Below are 19,817 nucleotides of genomic sequence, written 5' to 3' on the forward strand. Positions count from 1 at the left end.
TAAATATATCTTGCTTTCTACTAAAATCCGATTAGATCATCACTTACTGAGCGTGCTGCTATGCCTTCGTTCCATCTACTACTCATCTATACGTTTTTACCTCTTAGCATACTATCAACAATTAATATCAGTCAGGCAGCACAAAGCGAAAGTCCTATTATTGGCAACGAAGAGTTTAAGACCTGTTTAGATACTCTGGGTAATTCTGCAACTTTTTCAAATATTAAAAGCGTCTTTAACCAATATCGTCCCGTAAGTAGCGACTCAAGCGTTCTAAAAGCGCTAAATTATCAGCCTGAGTTCTCAAAAGAGCCATGGGATTATCTGGCTAGTCTTGTCGATGAACAGAGGGTGATCGATGGTATAAAAGCTGGCGAACAACACGCTGACATCTTACAGCGTATCGAATCGCAATATGGTGTCAATCGTTATCACGTCTTAGGCGTTTGGGGCGTAGAATCAGATTTCGGTATCACTCTTGGCAAAAAAGACGTTATAACCTCATTAGCGACGCTGTCGTGCTTTGGACGGCGTCAAAGCTACTTTCGCGGTGAATATGTTAGTGCTCTAAAGATTCTCAAACAAGGCGATATTTCACCTACTGATTTTAAAGGCTCATGGGCAGGCGCTTTTGGACAAACCCAATTCATGCCTTCTACTTTTTTACAGTTAGCAAAAGATGGTGATGGCGACGGGCGAAAAGACTTGGTGAATAGTCAAGCAGATGCTTTAGCTTCTACAGCTAACTTTCTAAAAAATAGTGGGTATCAATCTAAACAGCCCTGGGGTTATGAAGTACTTTTGCCACCAAATATTAACGTATCTGGCGACCGTAAGAACAAACTATCTATTTCACATTGGAGAAATTTAGGGATTACCTTGACAGATGGCGCACCTCTGCCCGACTCGCTAAACAAGGCGGGGTTATTTTTACCATCAGGTAAACAAGGTCCTGCTTTTTTGGTAGGTCGTAATTTTGATGCTTTTTATGCTTATAATGCATCAGAAAACTACGCCTTGGCCATTGCGCATCTCTCCAAACTTATAGAAGAAAAGAATCTTGGCGTTGATTTTGTGACCCCTTGGCCTACTGATGATCCAGGGTTGAGCCGAAAAGAGTCTAAAGAGGTGCAAGAAGCTCTAAATCTGCTGGGTTATGACGTTGGCAAGGTAGATGGTATTATCGGAGATGGCACACGTAGTGCTATTCAAGACTATCAAGCTGATAGCGACCTGGATCCTGATGGTAAGGCAGGTAAAAAAATTCATCAGTACTTATTGAAAAGTGTTGATCAGATTGTTATTGCCCCAGTACAAGCGCAAAATAATGCCACTCAAAGTGCAGGAAATAGTACTGGTGAAACACTATCAAGCACTGGTAACTCCTACAGTGCCAGTAAGACAACAACTAGATCTGAACCTAGAATTCCTTGGTTTTTTGATGTTAAAGTTTTTATAGCTATAATGATAAGCTTATTCCTATTGTTAATAATAATTCTAAGGAATAAAAAAAGACGTTAACTTTAATGAATAGCTATTTTAATAGCTATTCATTGAAAATATAGTTGTTATATTCATCATTAGTAACTGTCGAAATAACTTTTGACCTCGTAATAGCGTTCACCTAGCATTCTAGTGATACATTCCATTCTGACAATCTCCTGACGAACAGATTCGGCATTTCTTGCTTCATCGACACAAGTTTCATCCCGATAATTGACCCACTGTGCCTGATTATCTGTTAATGATTGTTGTGCTGAGGTAGAAGCTGATTTCCATAGTACGTTAAACTCGCTGCGTTTATAATCCATTTCAGCTTTGACAGCAGCTTGCTCTGCAGCTACTGAAGCTAAAGCATTTTTAGCCTCAGTAGCTGCAAACTCTTCAGCTTTTTCGGCGTCAACAGCAGCTTGGGCTATTGATTTGTTTTCTACCGCTTTTTGCTTCTGTACGTTGCTTTTTTGATTAGCATCAACGACGATATTAGCTATAAAATTAGACAAATCACTACCATTCTGCATTTCTACAAAAACAACTTCGCCATCATCTGTCGGTTGTACTGAATATTCTGCGGCATAAGTTAAAGCGTTAGCATCTAGATCTATGTCTTGCTGATAAGCATCTTCTTCGACGTCTAGTTCGCCGTAATACTCTCGAGTAAAGTTAGCGTTTTCTATCATATTCACTGGAATAGTAACTTTCAACGTTCCCATGCAGAAGTTTTTAGTACTTTGAGGATCTTCTTTCGTGGTACGGATTTGAGAAATATCTGTGGTCAATTCATTAATACTGGCACGTATATTAGATCCTGATGTTCTAGTTTCGAACGCTTCACCGTAACTCTTAGCATTCGAATCAATCGATTTTTGTAATACTTCTTTTAACAAAGTTACAGCATCAGGATCACCACATTCAATCTTCTTGCTACCTATATTCGATATTTGATTGCAACCTACAGCAGTCAAGATAGTGCCTAGTAGTACTACCTTCGATACATTTCTATACATAAGTTATCCCTGTTTTAACTATTTCTTTTGAGTAGAAATATTAATAAATACAAATTCACATACAAACAATAGTATAGTAACAAAAAATGTATCTCTAGGGAACAGCCTATGTGTTGAATCGATAAACAATGTTGCCAAATAGTGGCACGATAAAAATTTCGATGCCTCAATAAAAGTTGTGATTTTTATCAAAATTCTATAGCACTATTTTTAGTAAAATGCGTAACAAAACAACTCGTAACGTTCAAATTCAGACTAATATTTAAATATAAATAAAGTATCCTTTTGAAAAATAAAAAGACCTTGCCACATAACATGACAAGGTCTTTAAATTAACTTAAAACGAAACATATAAATTAAGAAGGATGCACCATATCTGCTGGCGTGACCCACTCGTCGAACTGCGCTTCGGTCATTAGACCAAGCTCAACGGCAACTTGCTTCAAGGTTTTGTTTTCTTTGTATGCGGTCTTGGCAATCTTCGCGGCATTTTCATAACCAACATGACGGTTCAATGCGGTGACTAGCATTAATGAGTTGTGCAAGAAGTCATCGATTTTGTCTTTTACAGGCTCAATGCCAACCGCGCAATTGTCGTTAAAGCTGTTGCAGGCATCACCGAGCAGCTGGATAGATTGCAACAAGTTAAAGGCAATCACTGGCTTATACACGTTCAGCTCAAAGTTACCTGACGCGCCCGCCATGCTAATCGTTACGTCATTACCCATAACTTGCGCCACAACCATGGTCATCGCTTCTGACTGGGTTGGGTTTACTTTGCCTGGCATGATGGACGAGCCTGGCTCATTCTCAGGAATGGTCAATTCACCTAAACCACAACGAGGACCTGAGGCGAGCCAACGCACATCGTTAGCGATTTTGTTTAAGCTTGCCGCTAAGGTTTTGAGTGCGCCTGACGCAAAGACTTCGGCATCACGAGCCGCTAGCGCTTCAAACTTGTTTGGTGACGTGACGAATGGCAAGCCTGTCAAGGTTGATAATTGCTCAGCCGATTTTACTGCATAATCAGGATGAGCATTTAGACCCGTACCAACCGCAGTACCACCTAATGGCAATTCATATAAACCTTGTAGCGCATTGTCAATGCGAGTTAACGCATGATCTAACTGGCTCACATAACCGCTAAATTCTTGACCTAGCGTCAAAGGTGTCGCGTCTTGTAAGTGCGTACGACCAATCTTGACGATACTATCAAACTCTTTGGCTTTGGCATCTAGCGTATCGCGTAGTGCTTTTACCGCTGGAATCAATAAGCTGTTGATTTGACGCGCGGCAGCGACACGAATAGCGGTTGGGAAGCTGTCGTTGGTCGATTGGGCGTGATTGACATGGTCGTTCGGGTGAATCGGCTGATAGCTGCCGCGCTCAGAACCTGCGATTTCGTTAGCACGGTTAGCAAGCACTTCGTTCATATTCATGTTTGACTGGGTGCCAGAACCCGTCTGCCACACGACTAATGGAAACTGATCCGTTAAACCGCCGTTGATAACTTCATCAGCCGCTTGTACGATCAAGTCGCGCTTGTCGCTATCAATACGCTCAAGGCTGGCATTAGTAATCGCAGCGGCTTTTTTGACCAGTGCCATCGCCTCTAACATCGGACGCGGCAACGTCTCGCCACCGATTTTGAAGTTCTCACGGCTACGCTGAGTTTGCGCGCCCCAATAAGCCTCGCTTGGAACTTCGACATTACCCATAGTGTCTTTTTCGGTACGAGTGGCTTGATTCTGTGACATAACAATCCTCTTTTATAGTGTGTGAATAACTGCTTATGATAAATAGCGCAGCAAGTGCTGCACATAAAGTAGATAAGATATAAAGTGCCGTTATGATAGCATGACTTATTACAAATTTCTCAACGTCTGCGAGGATAACGATGTCTAAAAATGTCGATTTAGAACCACTTAATACAGACTTAAACCGTAACTTATCGCCAACCGATGCTGTTCCATCTTGCCCTACAACTCGTAATCCACCTAGACGACATTTCACTCGTCAGCGTCGCCAGTTAAGCAACGGCGAACGTAGAAATTTGGCTCAGTCAGCGAGTTTGCATTTAACTAAGCTAAAATCACGCTTGCCTGCGAAGGCGCGTATTGGTCTCTACTATGACGGCTTCGGCGAGCTGCCGACTCAGCCACTGCTTGATTGGTGCCAGCGTCTAAACTATCAAGCTTACCTGCCCGTCGTAGGCTCACTTGGCATCAATGATAAACGCTTGCGCTTTGTACCGATTTATCATTCAAAACTGGTGAACGTACCGACTCGGATTCATAGCTTAGGCATGAAGCAAAATCACAGTCGTCAGCTACTATGGGCAAAAGATTTGGACGTGGTTATTTGTCCACTGGTGGCAGTAGATTTGGATGGCAATCGTATGGGTATGGGTGGTGGGTTTTATGATACGACGCTTGGTAAAAGCTATCGTTCAGGTGTCAAGAAACCGTTGAAGATTGGCTGGTGCTATGACTTTCAAGTCGTAGAACAGCTTGCGCGCCAGTCATGGGACGTGCCATTAGATGGCTTGATTACGCCTAGCGGCTTGAGGTGGTTTCAACCCAATCCTATTAAAGAGTTAGAAGTAGAAACGTCTAGCGCTGATACGGTTGATATGTACTTACAAGCATTGGGCAATGATGATGCTCGCGAGATGCTTTACTACAGTCAAGAACAAGACTTTAGCGCTAAGGAATTATCAAAGGTGATTAATGAAGCACGCTTGAATGAATTGCTAGCGCAGAGTGATGCTTTTATAGCTGGTTTGAGTGGTGAGATTGGGGATTTTGATGGAGATGATGAATTAAAGTGAGTAATGTGTAGGGTGCGCCAAACACCATCAAGTTTCACAACACCATCGCTGCAATCCAGCTAAACGTAAGTAGCGGAATACTATAATGAAGAAAGTTCGGCACCACGCTATTACTGACGCGGCCTGCGATAGCCGATAAACACGGCTGTCAGTAAACCGATAAACATACCAAGTGCTGGAACCGCCATCGCTTTGGTCGAGACTATCAGCCTTTTAAAAGGGCGTCAGTTCACCTGATTTTGACTACAAAGCCTATGCATAGAAACTGTCAGTTGAGGATACGATAGGGCATTTTATCAATATTTCTTGTCGTTAAGCCTGTTGAACTATAAGCCTTGCAATTTTGCTTGCGGACACCATTTATTTAACATGAAACACTAACTTGACTGAACAAGTCTAGTGAACGAGGATTGAATATATGAGTGACTATAATATCGATAAAGACAACATCGACATCGATGTCTCGGCAGTCGTGCCAGAGACTGATGACACAATCATGGATAACAAGTCAGACCATTACTTGCCGCTATTAGCGCTACGTGATGTCGTGGTGTATCCGCACATGCAAATCGCCCTATTCGTCGGCCGCGCGCCCTCGGTCAAAGCCGTTGAATTAGCACAGAGCGAGTACGGCAATAAAGTCCTAGTCGTCGCGCAAAAAGACTCGCTGACAGAAGACATTGATCAAGATAACTTGTATCAGTACGGTACGGTTTGCCGCATCGTTAGCACCATGCCACATGACAGTGATGAGAATTGCATAAAGGTACTTATCGAAGGCGAATACCGCGCCCGCGTTGATACGTTAGAAGATCATGGTGAGCTATTGATGGCAAGCTTTGAGCGTGCTGATATCGACGTCGCTATGGACGACAGTCAACAAAAAAACACGATCAAAGCCCTCACTAGCTTGTTTGAGAGCTATGCTGATGCGCGCCTACGTAACGCGCGTGAGTTGACTCGCGTCGCCAAACGCATAGACGACTTACTTGAGCTGGTATATTTCATCTCAACTCGCGTCTCAATGGATTTGGAGGTCAAGCAGTCGTTCTTAGAAGACAATGACATCAAGACTCATATCAATACTTTGACTGAGTATCTGGTCAAGCAGAGCGCTGAGCAAAATATCGAACAAGATATCCAAGACGCTGTGCGTCAGCAGATGGAAGACAACCAGCGCGAGTACTTCTTGAACGAAAAGATGAAAGCGATCAAGAATGAGCTGTCTGATATGAGCGACGGCGCGTTCGATGGTGAAGATGATGTGGGTGAGCTTGAGCTACGCCTAGCAGACGCCGACTTGCCAGAAGATGTGCGCAAAAAAGCGGAACAAGAGATGAAGAAGCTCAAGATGATGCCGCCGGCGTCCTCTGAGTCCTCGGTCGTGCGCAACTATATTGAGTGGATATTGGATACGCCGTGGAATGCGACGACCAAAGTATCAATCAATTTAGAAAAAGCCAAAGCCACTCTAGATGAAGATCACTATGGTCTAAAAGATGTCAAAGATCGCATCTTAGAATACCTCGCCGTTCAATCACGAGTGAAAAAGCTTCGCGGTCCGATTCTTTGTCTCGTCGGTCCTCCTGGTGTTGGTAAAACTTCACTCGGTGAGTCGATTGCACGAGCAACGGGTCGTAAGTTCGTCCGTATGGCGCTCGGCGGCGTCCGTGATGAAGCGGAGATCCGTGGTCATCGTCGTACTTATATCGGTGCGATGCCGGGTAAGATCGTACAGTCTCTAGCCAAAGTAGAAGTCAAAAACCCGCTGTTCTTGTTAGATGAAGTGGACAAAATGGCGCAAGACTTCCGCGGTGATCCTGCATCAGCCTTGCTTGAGGTTCTTGATCCCTCACAGAATGATACGTTCAACGACCATTATCTCGATATGGATTTGGACTTATCACAAGTGATGTTCATCTGTACCGCAAATAGCATGGATATCCCGCCTGCGCTGCTCGACCGTATGGAAGTCATCCGTCTGCCAGGTTATACCGAAGAAGAAAAGGTCAATATCGCTCAGAAGTATCTCGTACCAAAAGCGATCAAGCAAAATGGTCTAAAAGACGGTGAGATTGAGATTGTCGAGGCGGCGTTGCATAGCATCGTACGCAGCTATACGCGTGAAGCAGGCGTGCGTAACCTTGAGCGTGAAGTCAATAAAATCTGCCGCAAAGTGGTTCGCGGTTCGGTTGAGACTCATGGTGCACGTGCTCCGAAAAAAGACGACCGTCAGCTGGTCGTGGTCGATGACAGCAATATAGATGACTATCTTGGCGTACATCAGTTTGACTACGGTCTGGCTGAAAAAGACCCTGAGATTGGTCGCGTCACAGGACTTGCTTGGACACAAGTCGGTGGCGAGCTGCTTACCATTGAAGCCGTCGCTATGAAAGGCAAAGGTGAGCTTAGCTTTACAGGATCCTTAGGTGACGTCATGAAAGAATCTATTCGCGCAGCGATGACCGTCGTTCGTGCTCGCGGCGATAGCTTAGGTATTGACTATGACACCTTCAAGACCACTGACGTCCATGTGCATATGCCAGAGGGTGCGACGCCAAAAGACGGTCCATCAGCAGGCGGCGCACTGACGACAGCCTTGGTCTCGGCGATTACAGGTATTGCTATCCGTCCTGATATTGCGATGACAGGTGAGATTACTTTGCGTGGTAAGATCCTGCGCATCGGTGGTCTCAAAGAGAAGCTACTGGCAGCGCATCGCGGCGGTATCAAGCATGTATTGATTCCAGCCTCTAACGAGCGTGATTTGGCAGATATCCCTGATAACGTCAAAGAGGGTTTGACGATTCAGCCCGTAGCGACAATCGATGAAGTGCTTAAAGTGGCTTTGGTCAGTATACCAAAACCGCTTAAGCCTGCTAAAGCGGTGGTTGATAAAACGTCGGATAAAGCACTACGTAACTAAGCTTCGCTAAAATTCAACGAGCTTTGATAGTAACAAAATTAAAAAGCCGCTTATCTTTTATGATAGGCGGCTTTTTTGTGCTGCAAAAATAGTCTAGATCAGACGCTATGCTATATCTTAAAGACATGTTTATCTGGTAACAACGATGGCTTTATTACTTACTCACTCAGAAACTAGATACCAGCGAGACGCTTATTTGGAAGAATGAAATAAATCAAGTGCGGTAAGAGACTTTCAAACCCCTACAATACTTACACTTATTAACTGATTGTTGCGCTTTTAATAAATAACTATGTCTACGTCTTGGCTATACTGATTTCGACATTAACACTCTGTCTTATACCTTTGCGGTTAAAGACAATAAATAAAATTCTAAATCAATATGTAATCAATTGGAGAAAACAATGAATAAGACTATGCTTGCAAGTGTCCTATTATGCGGTTCAGCTATAGCGATGACAGGTTGTCAAACGGTTCAAGATCAATTACAAACCGGTAACCCACTCAATCAACCAACGCTCAAATCTACAGTTAATACTGTCGATGGTAATGATACTGAAGTCGGACAGCTATTTTTGCGTCCTGTCGATGGCGGTGTACAAGTTTATGGTAAGCTTATGAATTTGGCACCTGGTAAAACAGTCGCTTTACACATTCATGAGACAGGTAGCTGCGCTATGATGGGCAAAGCCGCTGGCGGTCACTTCAATCCTGACAACTACCCGCATTCTAACCCTGAAGATGTGATGGGTCATGCTGGCGATTTGCCGAACCTAACGGCGAACGAAGATGGCGTTGCTACTATTAACTTTGTAAACAAGCAAATAACAGCGACGCCAGCTGGCAAATATAGTGTCAACCGTTTGGCCTTTATCGTACATAGTAATGCCGATGATTATACTAGCCAACCATCAGGAAACTCAGGCGATCGTATTGCCTGCGGTATCATTGAAAAGAGCTGATAAGCTTTTAAAGATTTAAAATTAGACAGTAAAAAACCTCTTAGATTGCTAAGAGGTTTTTTTATTGAAAATATGAGCTGGTAGGTAGTAAGAAGAGACTACTCTTCTACCCACTCGCCTTTACGCCAATAAACACCCCAGCGCGTGGCTTTACCATTTTTCTCAGAACCGATGTACTGCTCTTTTTTCTTACGCGACCAACGCAAAATAGTTGAATTGCCATCAGGGTCTTCGTCAGGTCCTTCAAATAAGTACTGGAACTTGTCTTCCATCTTATCTTTGATTTCTCGTAATTCGGCTAGTTTTGGCGGACGTGTCTCACGCACCTTTGGAAACTTGGACGCGGCTAAGAACATCCCAGCTGCCCCTTCACGCAAGATAAAGTAATCATCATGCTTGGTGGACTTGAGATCCGGCAAGTGGATAGGATCCATACGCGGCGGCGCAGGCTCACCCGTTTTGAGTACTTTGCGCGTATTGTCACAGTTTTGACAAGCAAAATAAGGACCAAAGCGTCCAGTCTTTAGCTCCATTTGTCCATCGCACTTATTACAATCGATAGTAGGCGCATCAGAGCCTGGAACTTCAAATTTGCCTTCTTCTAGAATATAACCGTCACAATCTGGATTATTGCCACAAATATGCAATTTAAGACCGCCGTCAACGATATAGCCGTTCATCGCCGTACCGTCTTTGGGACAGCGTTTTTTCTCCATCAAGTCTTTGACTTCAGCCGCTTCGTCATCGCCCTCCGCATCGTCAAGATTGGCAAAGGCTTCAACGGGCATCAAATTCTTGGTACCTTTACAGCGCTCTTTTGGCGGTAGATTGTAGCCTGTGCACCCTAAGAATACTCCTGTTGAACCCGTGCGCAGTTGCATCGGACGCGCGCATATATCACAGTGTACATCGGGCACATCGGTGGGGTCATTGGGACGCATGCCATCCTTGTCTTTGGCATGTTCAACTTTCTTTTTAAAGTCTCCATAGAAGTTATCTAACACATCTTTCCAATCAGTGTCGCCTTCTGCCACATGGTCAAGCTTGTCCTCAAGCGCGGCGGTAAAGGTATAATCCATCAAATCAGGAAAGCTATCTGTTAATCTATCAGTGACAATATCGCCCATCTTTTCGGCAAACAGGCGCTTATTCTCAAGTTTGACATAACCGCGATCTTGAATGGTTGAGATGATCGACGCATAAGTCGAGGGACGACCGATACCCTTCTTCTCAAGCTCTTTGACGAGGCTGGCCTCAGTATAGCGCGGCGGCGGCTTGGTAAAGTGCTGGCTGGGGTCGAGCTTATCGAGTATGAGCTTGTCGCCTTTTTTGACATCAGGCAGCAAGGTATCATCGGTTTTGGCAGGCGGCATCACACGAGTAAACCCGTCAAAGGTCATGGTACGACCACGGGCTTTTAGCTCGACGTTACCCGCTTCTACAAATAGATTGACCGATAGATACTTGGCTGGCAACATCTGACAGGCCACAAACTGACGCCAGATCAGCTCGTAGAGACGAATAGCATCGCGCTCTACGCCTTTGAGTTGAGTGGATTTCATATTAACGTTAGAGGGTCTGATTGCTTCATGCGCCTCTTGCGCGTTTTGCTTATTGCCATAAAAGTTGGGCTTTTCTGGTACGTAATTTTTGCCGTAGCTGTCTTCGATATAGCCGCGAGCATTGGCTAGTGCGTCCCCTGACAAGAATGTCGAGTCGGTACGCATATAAGTAATATGACCCGCCTCATAAAGACGCTGCGCTAATATCATGGTCTTTTTGACTGAGAACCCTAGGCGCGTACTGGCCGCTTGTTGCAACGTTGAGGTGATAAACGGCGCGCTAGGACGCGACTGTGTCGGCTTCTCTTCACGCTCTTTGACGATATAGTCGTTCGATTTGAGAACGTCTAAAACTTTATCAGTCTGCTCTTTATTGACCAGTTTGAGGTTTTTGTTATCCTGCTTGGTGGCCTCTAAGCGGATGCTTATATCTGCTTCTTTTTTGTCATCGATATGCGTGTCAGCATGGATCTGCCAATACTCTTCTGGAATAAAAGCACGAATCTCATGCTCACGCTCAACGACCAGACGCATAGCGACCGACTGTACGCGCCCTGCTGATAAGCCGCGAGCGACCTTTTGCCAGAGGATTGGCGAGACCATAAAACCGACAACGCGATCCAAAAATCGTCTTGCTTGCTGCGCATTGACGCGGTCGATGTCGAGCTTTGAGGGCTGCTTAAAGGCGTTTTGAATCGCCGATTTGGTAATCTCGTTAAAGACCACGCGCTGATACTTACTATCAGGCCCACCGATGACTTCTTTAAGATGCCAAGCGATAGCCTCTCCCTCGCGATCCATATCCGTTGCTAGATAAATGGTATCGGCGTCTTTGGCGAGTGCTTTGAGCTCTTTGATGACCTTGGTTTTGTTTGGTAGCACTTCATAGACCGCTTTCCAGCCGTGTTCAGGATCAACCCCCATACGGCGTACCAACGCTTGCTGGGCTTTTTCTTCTTTTGATAGCGTCTCGTCTTTATTAGCGGTGGTTTTTTTGGCGCTTTTACTTGCGCCTACAGGTAGGTCACGCACATGACCGATACTTGAGCGTACAACGAAGTCGGTGCCTAAATATTTATTGATGGTTTTTGCTTTGGCGGGGGATTCGACGATCACCAACGATTTGCCTTTAGAGAGAGTACTACCCTCTGAATCAGCCGCTTTAGTGCTCTTTGAAGCTCGAGGCTTTTTGGCACTGCCGGTAGCTTTGATGGTTCTTTTAGTTGTGGTTTTTGCCATATCAGACGACACCATAATAAAGGGATTAAAAGGGGTTACAAATAACTAGATAAGAGTTGATTATAAAAATAATAGTATCTAAAACAGAGTATCAGGTTACCCATAATAGATAGATAACCGTAACCTAATTACAAAGACGTTACACTGCTATGAGTTGGGATGTCAACTGTAAAACAGCGCTTTGCCTAAAACAGTTTGGATAATAAAAGAGGTTTTGCTGTTAAGCCATGCTAAATTATTGGCAATTGGCTTGCACTTTTTTGTGCGTTTTGCACTTGTAATGCCCATTTTTCTAACTGGGTTTTGAGCACCGATAGGTCAGGCTCAATGTTATACGATTTATAAGCAGGATTGGTCGATGGGCGCACATAGTCGATATCCTCCCAATAGATAATCACGCTATTGGCCTGAGTAATGAGCGCCTTGACAAACGGCTCTATGGTTGGCGGTAGCTCAAGCGGCACCTTGTCTAAACTAAAATCTATCTTGGGCGGTAGCTTTGTTTTACTCATCTGAGTACTTGTGCGTACCGCCGTTGGAATATCGAGCTTGGTACTTGTATCTACCACAGTATCTTTGGTGCTGTTATCTGCACGCCACTCACCATTGATAGCTTTGTAGCGTGTATGGGGCATTTTGATGTTGTCTAACACTAGGCCATACTGCCCTATCATACCGCGCCCCATCTCGTTATCACGGCCTTGCATCCACTCAGGACAAGCAACGAGCTTTGGGTTAAGTTGCATACGACGCGCCTCGATACGCAGCTTGTCTAAACGCTGATCGATACCGCTAGGTTTGAGCGCCATCATACTGCCTAGTACGAACATTACGATAAGAATGGCGATCCATATTCCCATGACAATCAAACCCTAAAGCAAAATAGTGAAGTAAAGCAGTAGCCGCTACTTATAATGAGTGTACATATTCAAAAATCAAGCTTGAGCGAATAGCAGGCGATAAAGACATGAGCATCTATCTACCGTTATATACTTAGCTTTCAAGCACTTAACGACAAAAATTATGCTCGGTAACAAGACGCAAAAAGTTACGGCGTGTAAAAAGGTGCTATCATAAACCATAACTCCCGATGCGCGCAGGTTTATTATGATTCCCTTATTAGCTGTATTTCAGTCAAAGTTGCAAAGCTCATCGATGATGGGCAAATCTAGTCTGACTTTATCTGTTGTAGGCGCCGCTTTGCTCGCTTTGTCTGGCTGCGCCACTACCCAAAAGAGTCTCACACCAGAGCAGTGTCAAGGCAGTAACTGGCAAGAGGTCGGCTATGTCGATGGTATGCGCGGTCGCTCAGGCGCTTATTTTGGTTACTATACCAATAGCTGCGCTAGCGTCGTTGGTGCGACGCCCAATCGCGTTATGTGGGAGCAAGGTCGCCAGCAAGGGCTAAAGACTTATTGTACGGAGCTAAATGCTTACAAGGTTGGGCGCGAAGGCTATGACTGGCAGCCGGTCTGTCCACTTGAGGGTATTGAGAAGTTAGAGGAAGCCTACTCGCAAGGGCGCTACTATTATATCCGCCAGCGTGATCTTGACTATCTGCGCTCGCCCTATCCCTTTGGTTTTAGCGGCTACGGTCGCTACGGTTATGGGCCGTTTGGCTATGGCTGGTAGTCCCTTAAAAGGTAAATTAGAAAAGGTAAAGAAAACCTTGTCAAATAAAAACCTCGCTTAGTCAAAGCGAGGTCGGAGATAGCGTTATTATTTTAATTTTCATTGTGATTGTTTTGATCATATTTTTGCTTGGAGCTTTGCTAATTTATTTAGCCCGCTTATTTTTGTAAAAACCTTATTCATTGACAAAAGCTATCTTGGTCAGTCCCGCTGTACTCGCTGCCGCTAGTACTTGTGCGACAGTATCGTACTTACTGTCTTTATCAGCACGCAAATGAATTGAGGGCTCATCATCCGCCTGCCCTTCTAAGCTTAGCCGTGAGTTTAACTCCTCCATAGTAATCGCCTCATCATCCCAAAATAGTCCAGCATCTTTATCGATACTAATCTGAATGACCTCTTCTGGCGTCTCGTTAACCTGCGCGCTAGTCTGCGGTAGATCCAGCGGCACCGTTGGATTGAGTACTGTCGCGGTCAATAGAAATATAATCATCAAGACGAGCATGACATCAATGAGCGGAATAAGGTTCATCTCATTCATGCTCTGCGTGTCATCGTCACCCAATTGAAATGCCATAATATTCTCAATGTTTTGTCGGTATTTATATGTTCTTTGCGATATCAGTCGCTGTACTGGACGTCATCGATTGTGCCAACAATTCATGCGCGCGGTCATTGGCATGATACATAACGCGGCGATTGATACGGATAGCTAAGTTATAAAACACCACTGCGGGAATAGCGACTGCGATGCCAAGTCCTGTCATGATCAGCGCCTCACCTACAGGACCTGCTACTTGCGCAAGCCCCGCTTGACCTGTGCTACCGATATTACTGAGCGCATGAAAGATACCCCATACCGTACCGAACAATCCGATAAAGGGCGCAATAGCCGCCGTCGTCCCTAATATAGGCAGTCCGCGCTCACTAGCAAAACGATAGCGGCCGATATGCTTGAGTAGCGCCTGCTCTATAACCAAGCGGCGAGTAGCAACATCACCTGTGCTCAGATCTGTCTGTTTGGCTTGAATCTGCGCGCTCAAATCGTCCGCTACCGTGCTTGCCAAGTTGCGGCTTTGAATAATACGGATAATACCGGTCACCCAAGAGAGTATCGATAGCGCGAGTAGTATAAAAAACAGCGCCTTTGTCACCATATCGCTGTATTGCCAGTAGCTCATAAAGTCCATGTAGACTCCTAGTGTGTTGCTTGGTTTAGATATAAAGAATTAATAGCTCTGAATTTATAAAATGACTATTTTTGCAATTTCTTGTCATCTCTGTCGTTATAGTGTCATACGAAACGAAAAATTAGCTATGCTTTTAGTAGGAGCATTACCTCTTGTAGCAGGATTTAGTTTAGCTCTGGATAAAGCGTTTACAAAATCTCTATCAAATGCGTTTTTGCCTGAGCTTTGAGATATTTTTATATTACTTATATTACCACTTGAGTCCACCGTCATACTCACTCTAATTGAAGCTTCAGACCCTCTAAAACCATAATTTTTATTTTGGATAGAGGTAAATACAGGTTCTCTTAACCAGCTTGACTGACCTATGTTGCCATAAGCGGCAGGCTCATTACTTGTCGCTTGCGCTGCAGCTTCTTGTTCTACCTGTGCTTGTGCGGATGCTAAAGCTTGCCGCTCAGCGACTCTTTTTTGCGCTTCTTTAGCAGCATTGGCTTTATCTTGTGCCTCTTTTTGCGCTTGCTGCTGTTTACGCAGATTCTCTGCCTGTAATGCCGTCTCAGCCTCAGCTTGTGCGGCTAACACTCTCTGCTGCTTCCTAAGCCTTTGAGCACTAAGCTCTTCTTGTGTAGAGGTATTAGCTACTTGAACTGGCTGTTTTTTGATGGGCTGCTGCGGCGCCTTGGGCTTATCTTCTACTACTTTATCCTTTGATTCTACAACTTTTCTATCTTCATTAACCGTCTGTTTTTTGACGACAGGCGTAGACTTATTAGTAGGCTCAAGCTTTTTGACAACTTGCGGCTTAACAGCAGCGATAGATTTGGCTTTGGGCTGAACGTTATCCTCTCTTGTAGGCTCTACCTCTACTTCTTTGGTCACTATCTGTTCGATATTAACAGGCGGCGTTACTAGCTCAATCTCTATCGGCGTAACCTCATCTGCTTCAAGTGGCTGGGCTGGGACAGATTGCGGCTTTATCATGACCAATGCCATCGCGGTCAAGACGTGCAAACTCACCACGACACCGATGACAATCAGTATGAGTTTATACGGTGATGAGTGGCTAGTAGTCGAATTCATAACGCTCTACAGCTTAGGTTAATGGCACAAGAATTTTGAGTAATTATCTATTATGAGTAAGCATTGTAGAAAATTGAAAGGCTCAAACTCAGAGATGGCTAGATGATATTATAAATGAGAATCATTATCAATAATAATTTTAAAACTAGTCGTACTTCACAGTATACTGGCAACCCGCTTATCTTTCTTGATAGTCTTAGACTGAGCACTTTTATGGCGGCGCTTTTTGCCTTTGTACCAAAGATATACGCCAGTGACTGATAATACACTTACTGCCAAACCTACTAGCGCTAGGAATACTTGATATAGTAAATGACCAAACCCAAGACTAATATGACCCATGTGCAAGGTTGATAACCAATGGTTGGTTTGGCTACCAAATGATGAGTTTTGATAGCCAAAGTTCACACGCTCAACGCTACCAGTTTTTGCATTGACCGTGATGGATGATGCACCGCCTTTTTTACCAATATCCTTATTCGTTTTGAAGCGCAGTTGCCACTCGCTCTCATCCTCTATCCAACGTATGCCTAATAACTGCTGTACGCTTATGCCCTGACTTTGAGTAGCGATTTCAGCCTGCTCGCTCAAATAGGCAATGCTATGGGCTTTATTGACCACATCAACCGTATCGATATCAGCAACCTCATTCTTTACCGCTTCAATACTAGTACCCATTTCTGTGCGAGAAACTTGTCTACCTGAGGCAGTGTTCGCATTGGGTTGTTGCAGGTTTGCTTGCCTTTCGCCTTGATATTCTAATCCGACAACAGCCTGCATCACAGGCTGATAGAATTGAGGAAGATTAAAACCTACGCTTGACCAAGCAATGATAAATAGTATCACCCATAGCCACAAACCAAAGGCATGATGCAGATCATAGTTAAGCTTAAAGGTATTGGTCCTGGTACGGATTTTCCAAGCAGGTAGCCAACGCGTTATAAAAGAAGCTCGTTTTTTTAAGGGGTGGTGCTGATTGAGCTTGGGCTTCTTGTTGGTTACTTTGCGAGGAAAAGTGAGATAAAAGCCAATAAAACAGTTGAGTGTCCATATCAATGAGATTATACCCAACAAAAGCTTACCTATATCGCCAAGTAATAGCTCACGGTGCAGCCAAAATACTTTCCACATCGTCTTGCGCCACGTCCACTCATCTCTATCACGAGTACCGATAATGTCGCCCGTATAAGGGTGAACATAAACCTCTTGAAATCGGGCATTGGACTGATTATTAGCAGCCAGACCTCGGACTCTATCTACCGAAAATACTGCTGAGCGCTCAGCCTCTATCGATGTTGGCATACTAGAAAAAGCATACTGCGGGTAAGCGCTAACCACCCTATCATGAAGCGTGGCAATAGGGAGCTGCGGATTTTGCATCGCTTCAATATAAGCGAGATCTTGATTAAACCGGTGATCAAGCTCTTCGTGAAAGGCTAGCAGAGAGCCTGTTAGCCCCGCTACAAATAAAAATCCTGCCATGACAAGACCAGTATAATGATGTATCCATAGACAGCTTTGACGTAAGTTAGATGAAGTCATTCTGTTGAGTCTTAATAAAAGCGATGTGATAAATTTGAGTACGCTGACAAGTAGTTACCTTTAGATTTAGTTACTTATTGTGACTAGTTTATTATGACTCGCTTATCGATTGGCACTACTTGTCAGAAAGTCAGCTCTCTAAATCAAAGAGCCGAATTTTTTGTATTTTAATGGATTGCTTTGATTCTAGAATTGATAGCTCAAAGACGCTTTGATATTGCGACCAGCCTCAAAGTCAGTAGAGGCATCCGCTGTCGTATTAAGACGAGAGGAATGGCTAGCATAAGTTTCATCGAATAGGTTATACACTCCAAGCGTTGCGGTTACGCCGTCAAGCTGACGCGGTGCATAGTTCATATAAACATCATGTACATCATAGTTTGGCTTTGTATCGCCCTGATTATCGGCAATGGATGCAACATAAGTACTACGCCATCCTAAACCCACGATATCGCTTGGCTTATAATTTAAGTTCACCATATAGCGATCACCTGAGTCAGCACTACCGCCACTCACTGAGGGAATACTATCACCTGTTTGGTCGCCCTCGCTACGCGCGCGCGCGTAGCTCAGTCCCATTCCAAAGTTAGCAGTACTATAGTCAGCTGCTAGCTCAACGCCTTTGATCTCGTAGTCTTCATCGCTGTTGATCATGCCTTGGCAGTCTTGCAAATTACCAGACGCGCCGCGCTCGCCAGTCGTACAGTTGAGACCATAGCGACCTGCGCGATCTCCGGTTCTGACATATTGCTGATAGTTTTCGATATCAGTTATGAAGTATTTGGCACTTAGTTGCAACGCATCATCAGCCACTGTCAACCCGCGCAGCGTCGTTGCAATACCGACCTCAGCATTAGAGCCTTCTTCTGACTTTAGATCATCATTAACATAAATGCCAGCACCATTGCTATTGAAGACGGCCTGCCCTAAGTCAGGGCCATTGAACAGTTGCGTGTAGCTGGCAAATACTTGCGTACTAGGGGCAATCTCGTAACTGGCCGCAAGCGCGCCCACGACATTATCATACGTCTGATCGCCCGAGATAAATTCTGGTGATTTATAACGATCATAGCGTACGCCAGGAATTAAGGTGAGCTTGCCTATACTCCATTGATCCTCGACGTATAAAGAAGTGTTGGTTGCTTCATCACCCCCTCTTTTTTGGAAGTCTCTGGATAAATCGGATTCTTTTTTGTAGTGCTCAACACCTGTGATGAGCTTATGAGTGCCTTTAATACCTTCGATTACGCTACTGTCAATCAAGCTGGTGTTCTGAATTTTACCGCCTGTCGTTTTTACTGTTGCATCAAACTCATAGCGCCCTACATTATCAGAGTCGCGTAATATTTGCGTCTCTGTCTGGTAGATGTTGGTATCAATATCAATCAGCTGACTTGCAGGATTATAAGTGTGATCAAGCGTATATGTATCGCGGCTTACCTTTTGCGGTATAGGATCATCGGTCAAGCTTGGAAAGTCTGGACGAAACGGAAAAACACCTTCTTTATCTGTACGGCTAAAGCTTGCGCCTACGTGGTGATCATTGCCAATGTAAGCGCCGGCTTTTAGTAAAATATTCTCGCCTTCGCTATCTTCAAAAAGCTCGCGCCCCCTACCATCTTTGCCAGAATTGGCATCTCGCTTACTATAGTAAGCCAATAGATCGATGTCATCAGTCGGTGCGCCATAGATGGTGACTGCGGTTAGTAGCTCGTCGTTATTGCTAGCATAACCTGCCTTTAACTTAGCACCGATTTTTTGGCCTGACTTGAGTAAGTCTGCCGCATCCACTGTTTCAAATGCAACAGCGCCGCCCAAAGCATCATTGCCAAGCGTGACAGAATTATTACCCACTGAGACTTCTGCTTGTTTTAGCAAATCTGGGTCAATCGTCACATCACCCATGTGATAAAACAAAGCGCCCTCTTGGCGTGCGCCATCGATCGTCACTTTTAGATTGGTATCATCAAGACCACGTACTCGTACTCGTTGATTGATTGTTGAGGTACCTCCTACTGTGACACCTGGTATGACATCCAAAAAATCACTCAAGTGATCGGCTTGCGCCGCTGGCGTATAGTCATCTATGTACACGCTATCTTCTTGTACTTGGTCCCGTATTGAGGTATTTGCGGTCACCGTGATGGTCTGTAATGTCGTTGTCGGCACGTTATCTGTTGTCGCAGCGCTCGCTACTTGCGACCCTAAAGCTATAGCTACACTTATGGATAATACCGTCAATCGTCCACAAATCTTTTGCTCAGTACTGTTTTGATTCGAATACTTGTCTTCACGCATAATCTACTCGCTCTGTTTCATTCCCAAATTTTTAATTTATGTGAGT

Annotated in this window: 14 protein-coding genes; 5 read left to right on the plus strand and 9 right to left on the minus strand. The window is 44.5% G+C overall.

Annotated features, from left to right (window positions below; translation table 11 throughout):
- The first annotated feature begins 60 nt into the window (after window positions 1–60).
- The gene (locus ACR64G_RS08905) at window positions 61–1,521 is read left to right on the plus strand and encodes a lytic murein transglycosylase (RefSeq protein ID WP_435978946.1); all 1,461 of its coding nucleotides are present in this window, start codon (window positions 61–63) and stop codon (window positions 1,519–1,521) included.
- A 59-nt stretch (window positions 1,522–1,580) separates the two neighbouring features.
- On the opposite strand, the gene ACR64G_RS08910 is transcribed toward ACR64G_RS08905, so the two are convergent.
- Together ACR64G_RS08910 and fumC are read right to left on the minus strand one after the other, a co-directional pair.
- Window positions 1,581–2,465: a lysozyme inhibitor LprI family protein gene (locus tag ACR64G_RS08910; protein ID WP_435978947.1), complete on the minus strand. Its 885-nt coding sequence runs from the start codon at window positions 2,463–2,465 to the stop codon at window positions 1,581–1,583.
- A gap of 398 nt (window positions 2,466–2,863) precedes the next feature.
- Window positions 2,864–4,264 (minus strand): class II fumarate hydratase, encoded by a 1,401-nt coding sequence (gene fumC, locus ACR64G_RS08915; RefSeq protein ID WP_435978948.1) that lies wholly within the window; start codon window positions 4,262–4,264, stop codon window positions 2,864–2,866.
- A gap of 140 nt (window positions 4,265–4,404) precedes the next feature.
- Here fumC and ACR64G_RS08920 point away from each other — a divergent pair, with 140 nt between their 5' ends.
- From ACR64G_RS08920 to ACR64G_RS08930, 3 genes are all read left to right on the plus strand, one after another.
- Window positions 4,405–5,337, plus strand: coding sequence for a 5-formyltetrahydrofolate cyclo-ligase (locus ACR64G_RS08920; protein ID WP_435978949.1), 933 nt, complete (start codon window positions 4,405–4,407; stop codon window positions 5,335–5,337).
- 496 nt (window positions 5,338–5,833) lie between these two features.
- A complete protein-coding gene (gene lon, locus ACR64G_RS08925) occupies window positions 5,834–8,263 on the plus strand; it encodes an endopeptidase La (protein ID WP_435980695.1) in 2,430 nt (809 codons plus the stop codon).
- 404 nt (window positions 8,264–8,667) lie between these two features.
- The gene (locus tag ACR64G_RS08930) at window positions 8,668–9,225 is read left to right on the plus strand and encodes a superoxide dismutase family protein (RefSeq protein ID WP_435978950.1); all 558 of its coding nucleotides are present in this window, start codon (window positions 8,668–8,670) and stop codon (window positions 9,223–9,225) included.
- 98 nt (window positions 9,226–9,323) lie between these two features.
- Here ACR64G_RS08930 and topA read toward each other — a convergent pair whose 3' ends face one another.
- Window positions 9,324–12,026: a type I DNA topoisomerase gene (gene topA / locus ACR64G_RS08935; protein ID WP_435978951.1), complete on the minus strand. Its 2,703-nt coding sequence runs from the start codon at window positions 12,024–12,026 to the stop codon at window positions 9,324–9,326.
- A gap of 230 nt (window positions 12,027–12,256) precedes the next feature.
- Window positions 12,257–12,886, minus strand: coding sequence for a hypothetical protein (locus tag ACR64G_RS08940; protein ID WP_435978952.1), 630 nt, complete (start codon window positions 12,884–12,886; stop codon window positions 12,257–12,259).
- Window positions 12,887–13,133: 247 nt separating this feature from the next.
- Here ACR64G_RS08940 and ACR64G_RS08945 point away from each other — a divergent pair, with 247 nt between their 5' ends.
- A complete protein-coding gene (locus tag ACR64G_RS08945; protein ID WP_435978953.1) occupies window positions 13,134–13,658 on the plus strand; it encodes a DUF2799 domain-containing protein in 525 nt (174 codons plus the stop codon).
- Window positions 13,659–13,833: 175 nt separating this feature from the next.
- Here ACR64G_RS08945 and ACR64G_RS08950 read toward each other — a convergent pair whose 3' ends face one another.
- The 5 genes from ACR64G_RS08950 to ACR64G_RS08970 all read right to left on the minus strand — a co-directional run bounded on the left by ACR64G_RS08950 (window position 13,834) and on the right by ACR64G_RS08970 (window position 19,771).
- The gene (locus tag ACR64G_RS08950; protein WP_435978954.1) at window positions 13,834–14,235 is read right to left on the minus strand and encodes an ExbD/TolR family protein; all 402 of its coding nucleotides are present in this window, start codon (window positions 14,233–14,235) and stop codon (window positions 13,834–13,836) included.
- 25 nt (window positions 14,236–14,260) lie between these two features.
- A complete protein-coding gene (locus ACR64G_RS08955; RefSeq protein WP_435978955.1) occupies window positions 14,261–14,848 on the minus strand; it encodes a MotA/TolQ/ExbB proton channel family protein in 588 nt (195 codons plus the stop codon).
- A 96-nt stretch (window positions 14,849–14,944) separates the two neighbouring features.
- Window positions 14,945–15,931: a cell envelope integrity protein TolA gene (locus ACR64G_RS08960; protein ID WP_435978956.1), complete on the minus strand. Its 987-nt coding sequence runs from the start codon at window positions 15,929–15,931 to the stop codon at window positions 14,945–14,947.
- Between the two features lie 156 nt (window positions 15,932–16,087).
- On the minus strand, window positions 16,088–17,473 hold the full coding sequence (locus ACR64G_RS08965; RefSeq protein ID WP_435978957.1) for a PepSY-associated TM helix domain-containing protein: 1,386 nt from the start codon (window positions 17,471–17,473) through the stop codon (window positions 16,088–16,090).
- A 186-nt stretch (window positions 17,474–17,659) separates the two neighbouring features.
- Window positions 17,660–19,771: a TonB-dependent receptor domain-containing protein gene (locus tag ACR64G_RS08970; protein WP_435978958.1), complete on the minus strand. Its 2,112-nt coding sequence runs from the start codon at window positions 19,769–19,771 to the stop codon at window positions 17,660–17,662.
- Window positions 19,772–19,817 lie beyond the last annotated feature (46 nt).

Source organism: Psychrobacter sp. DM4 (assembly GCF_051307035.1).
Lineage (GTDB): Bacteria > Pseudomonadota > Gammaproteobacteria > Pseudomonadales > Moraxellaceae > Psychrobacter.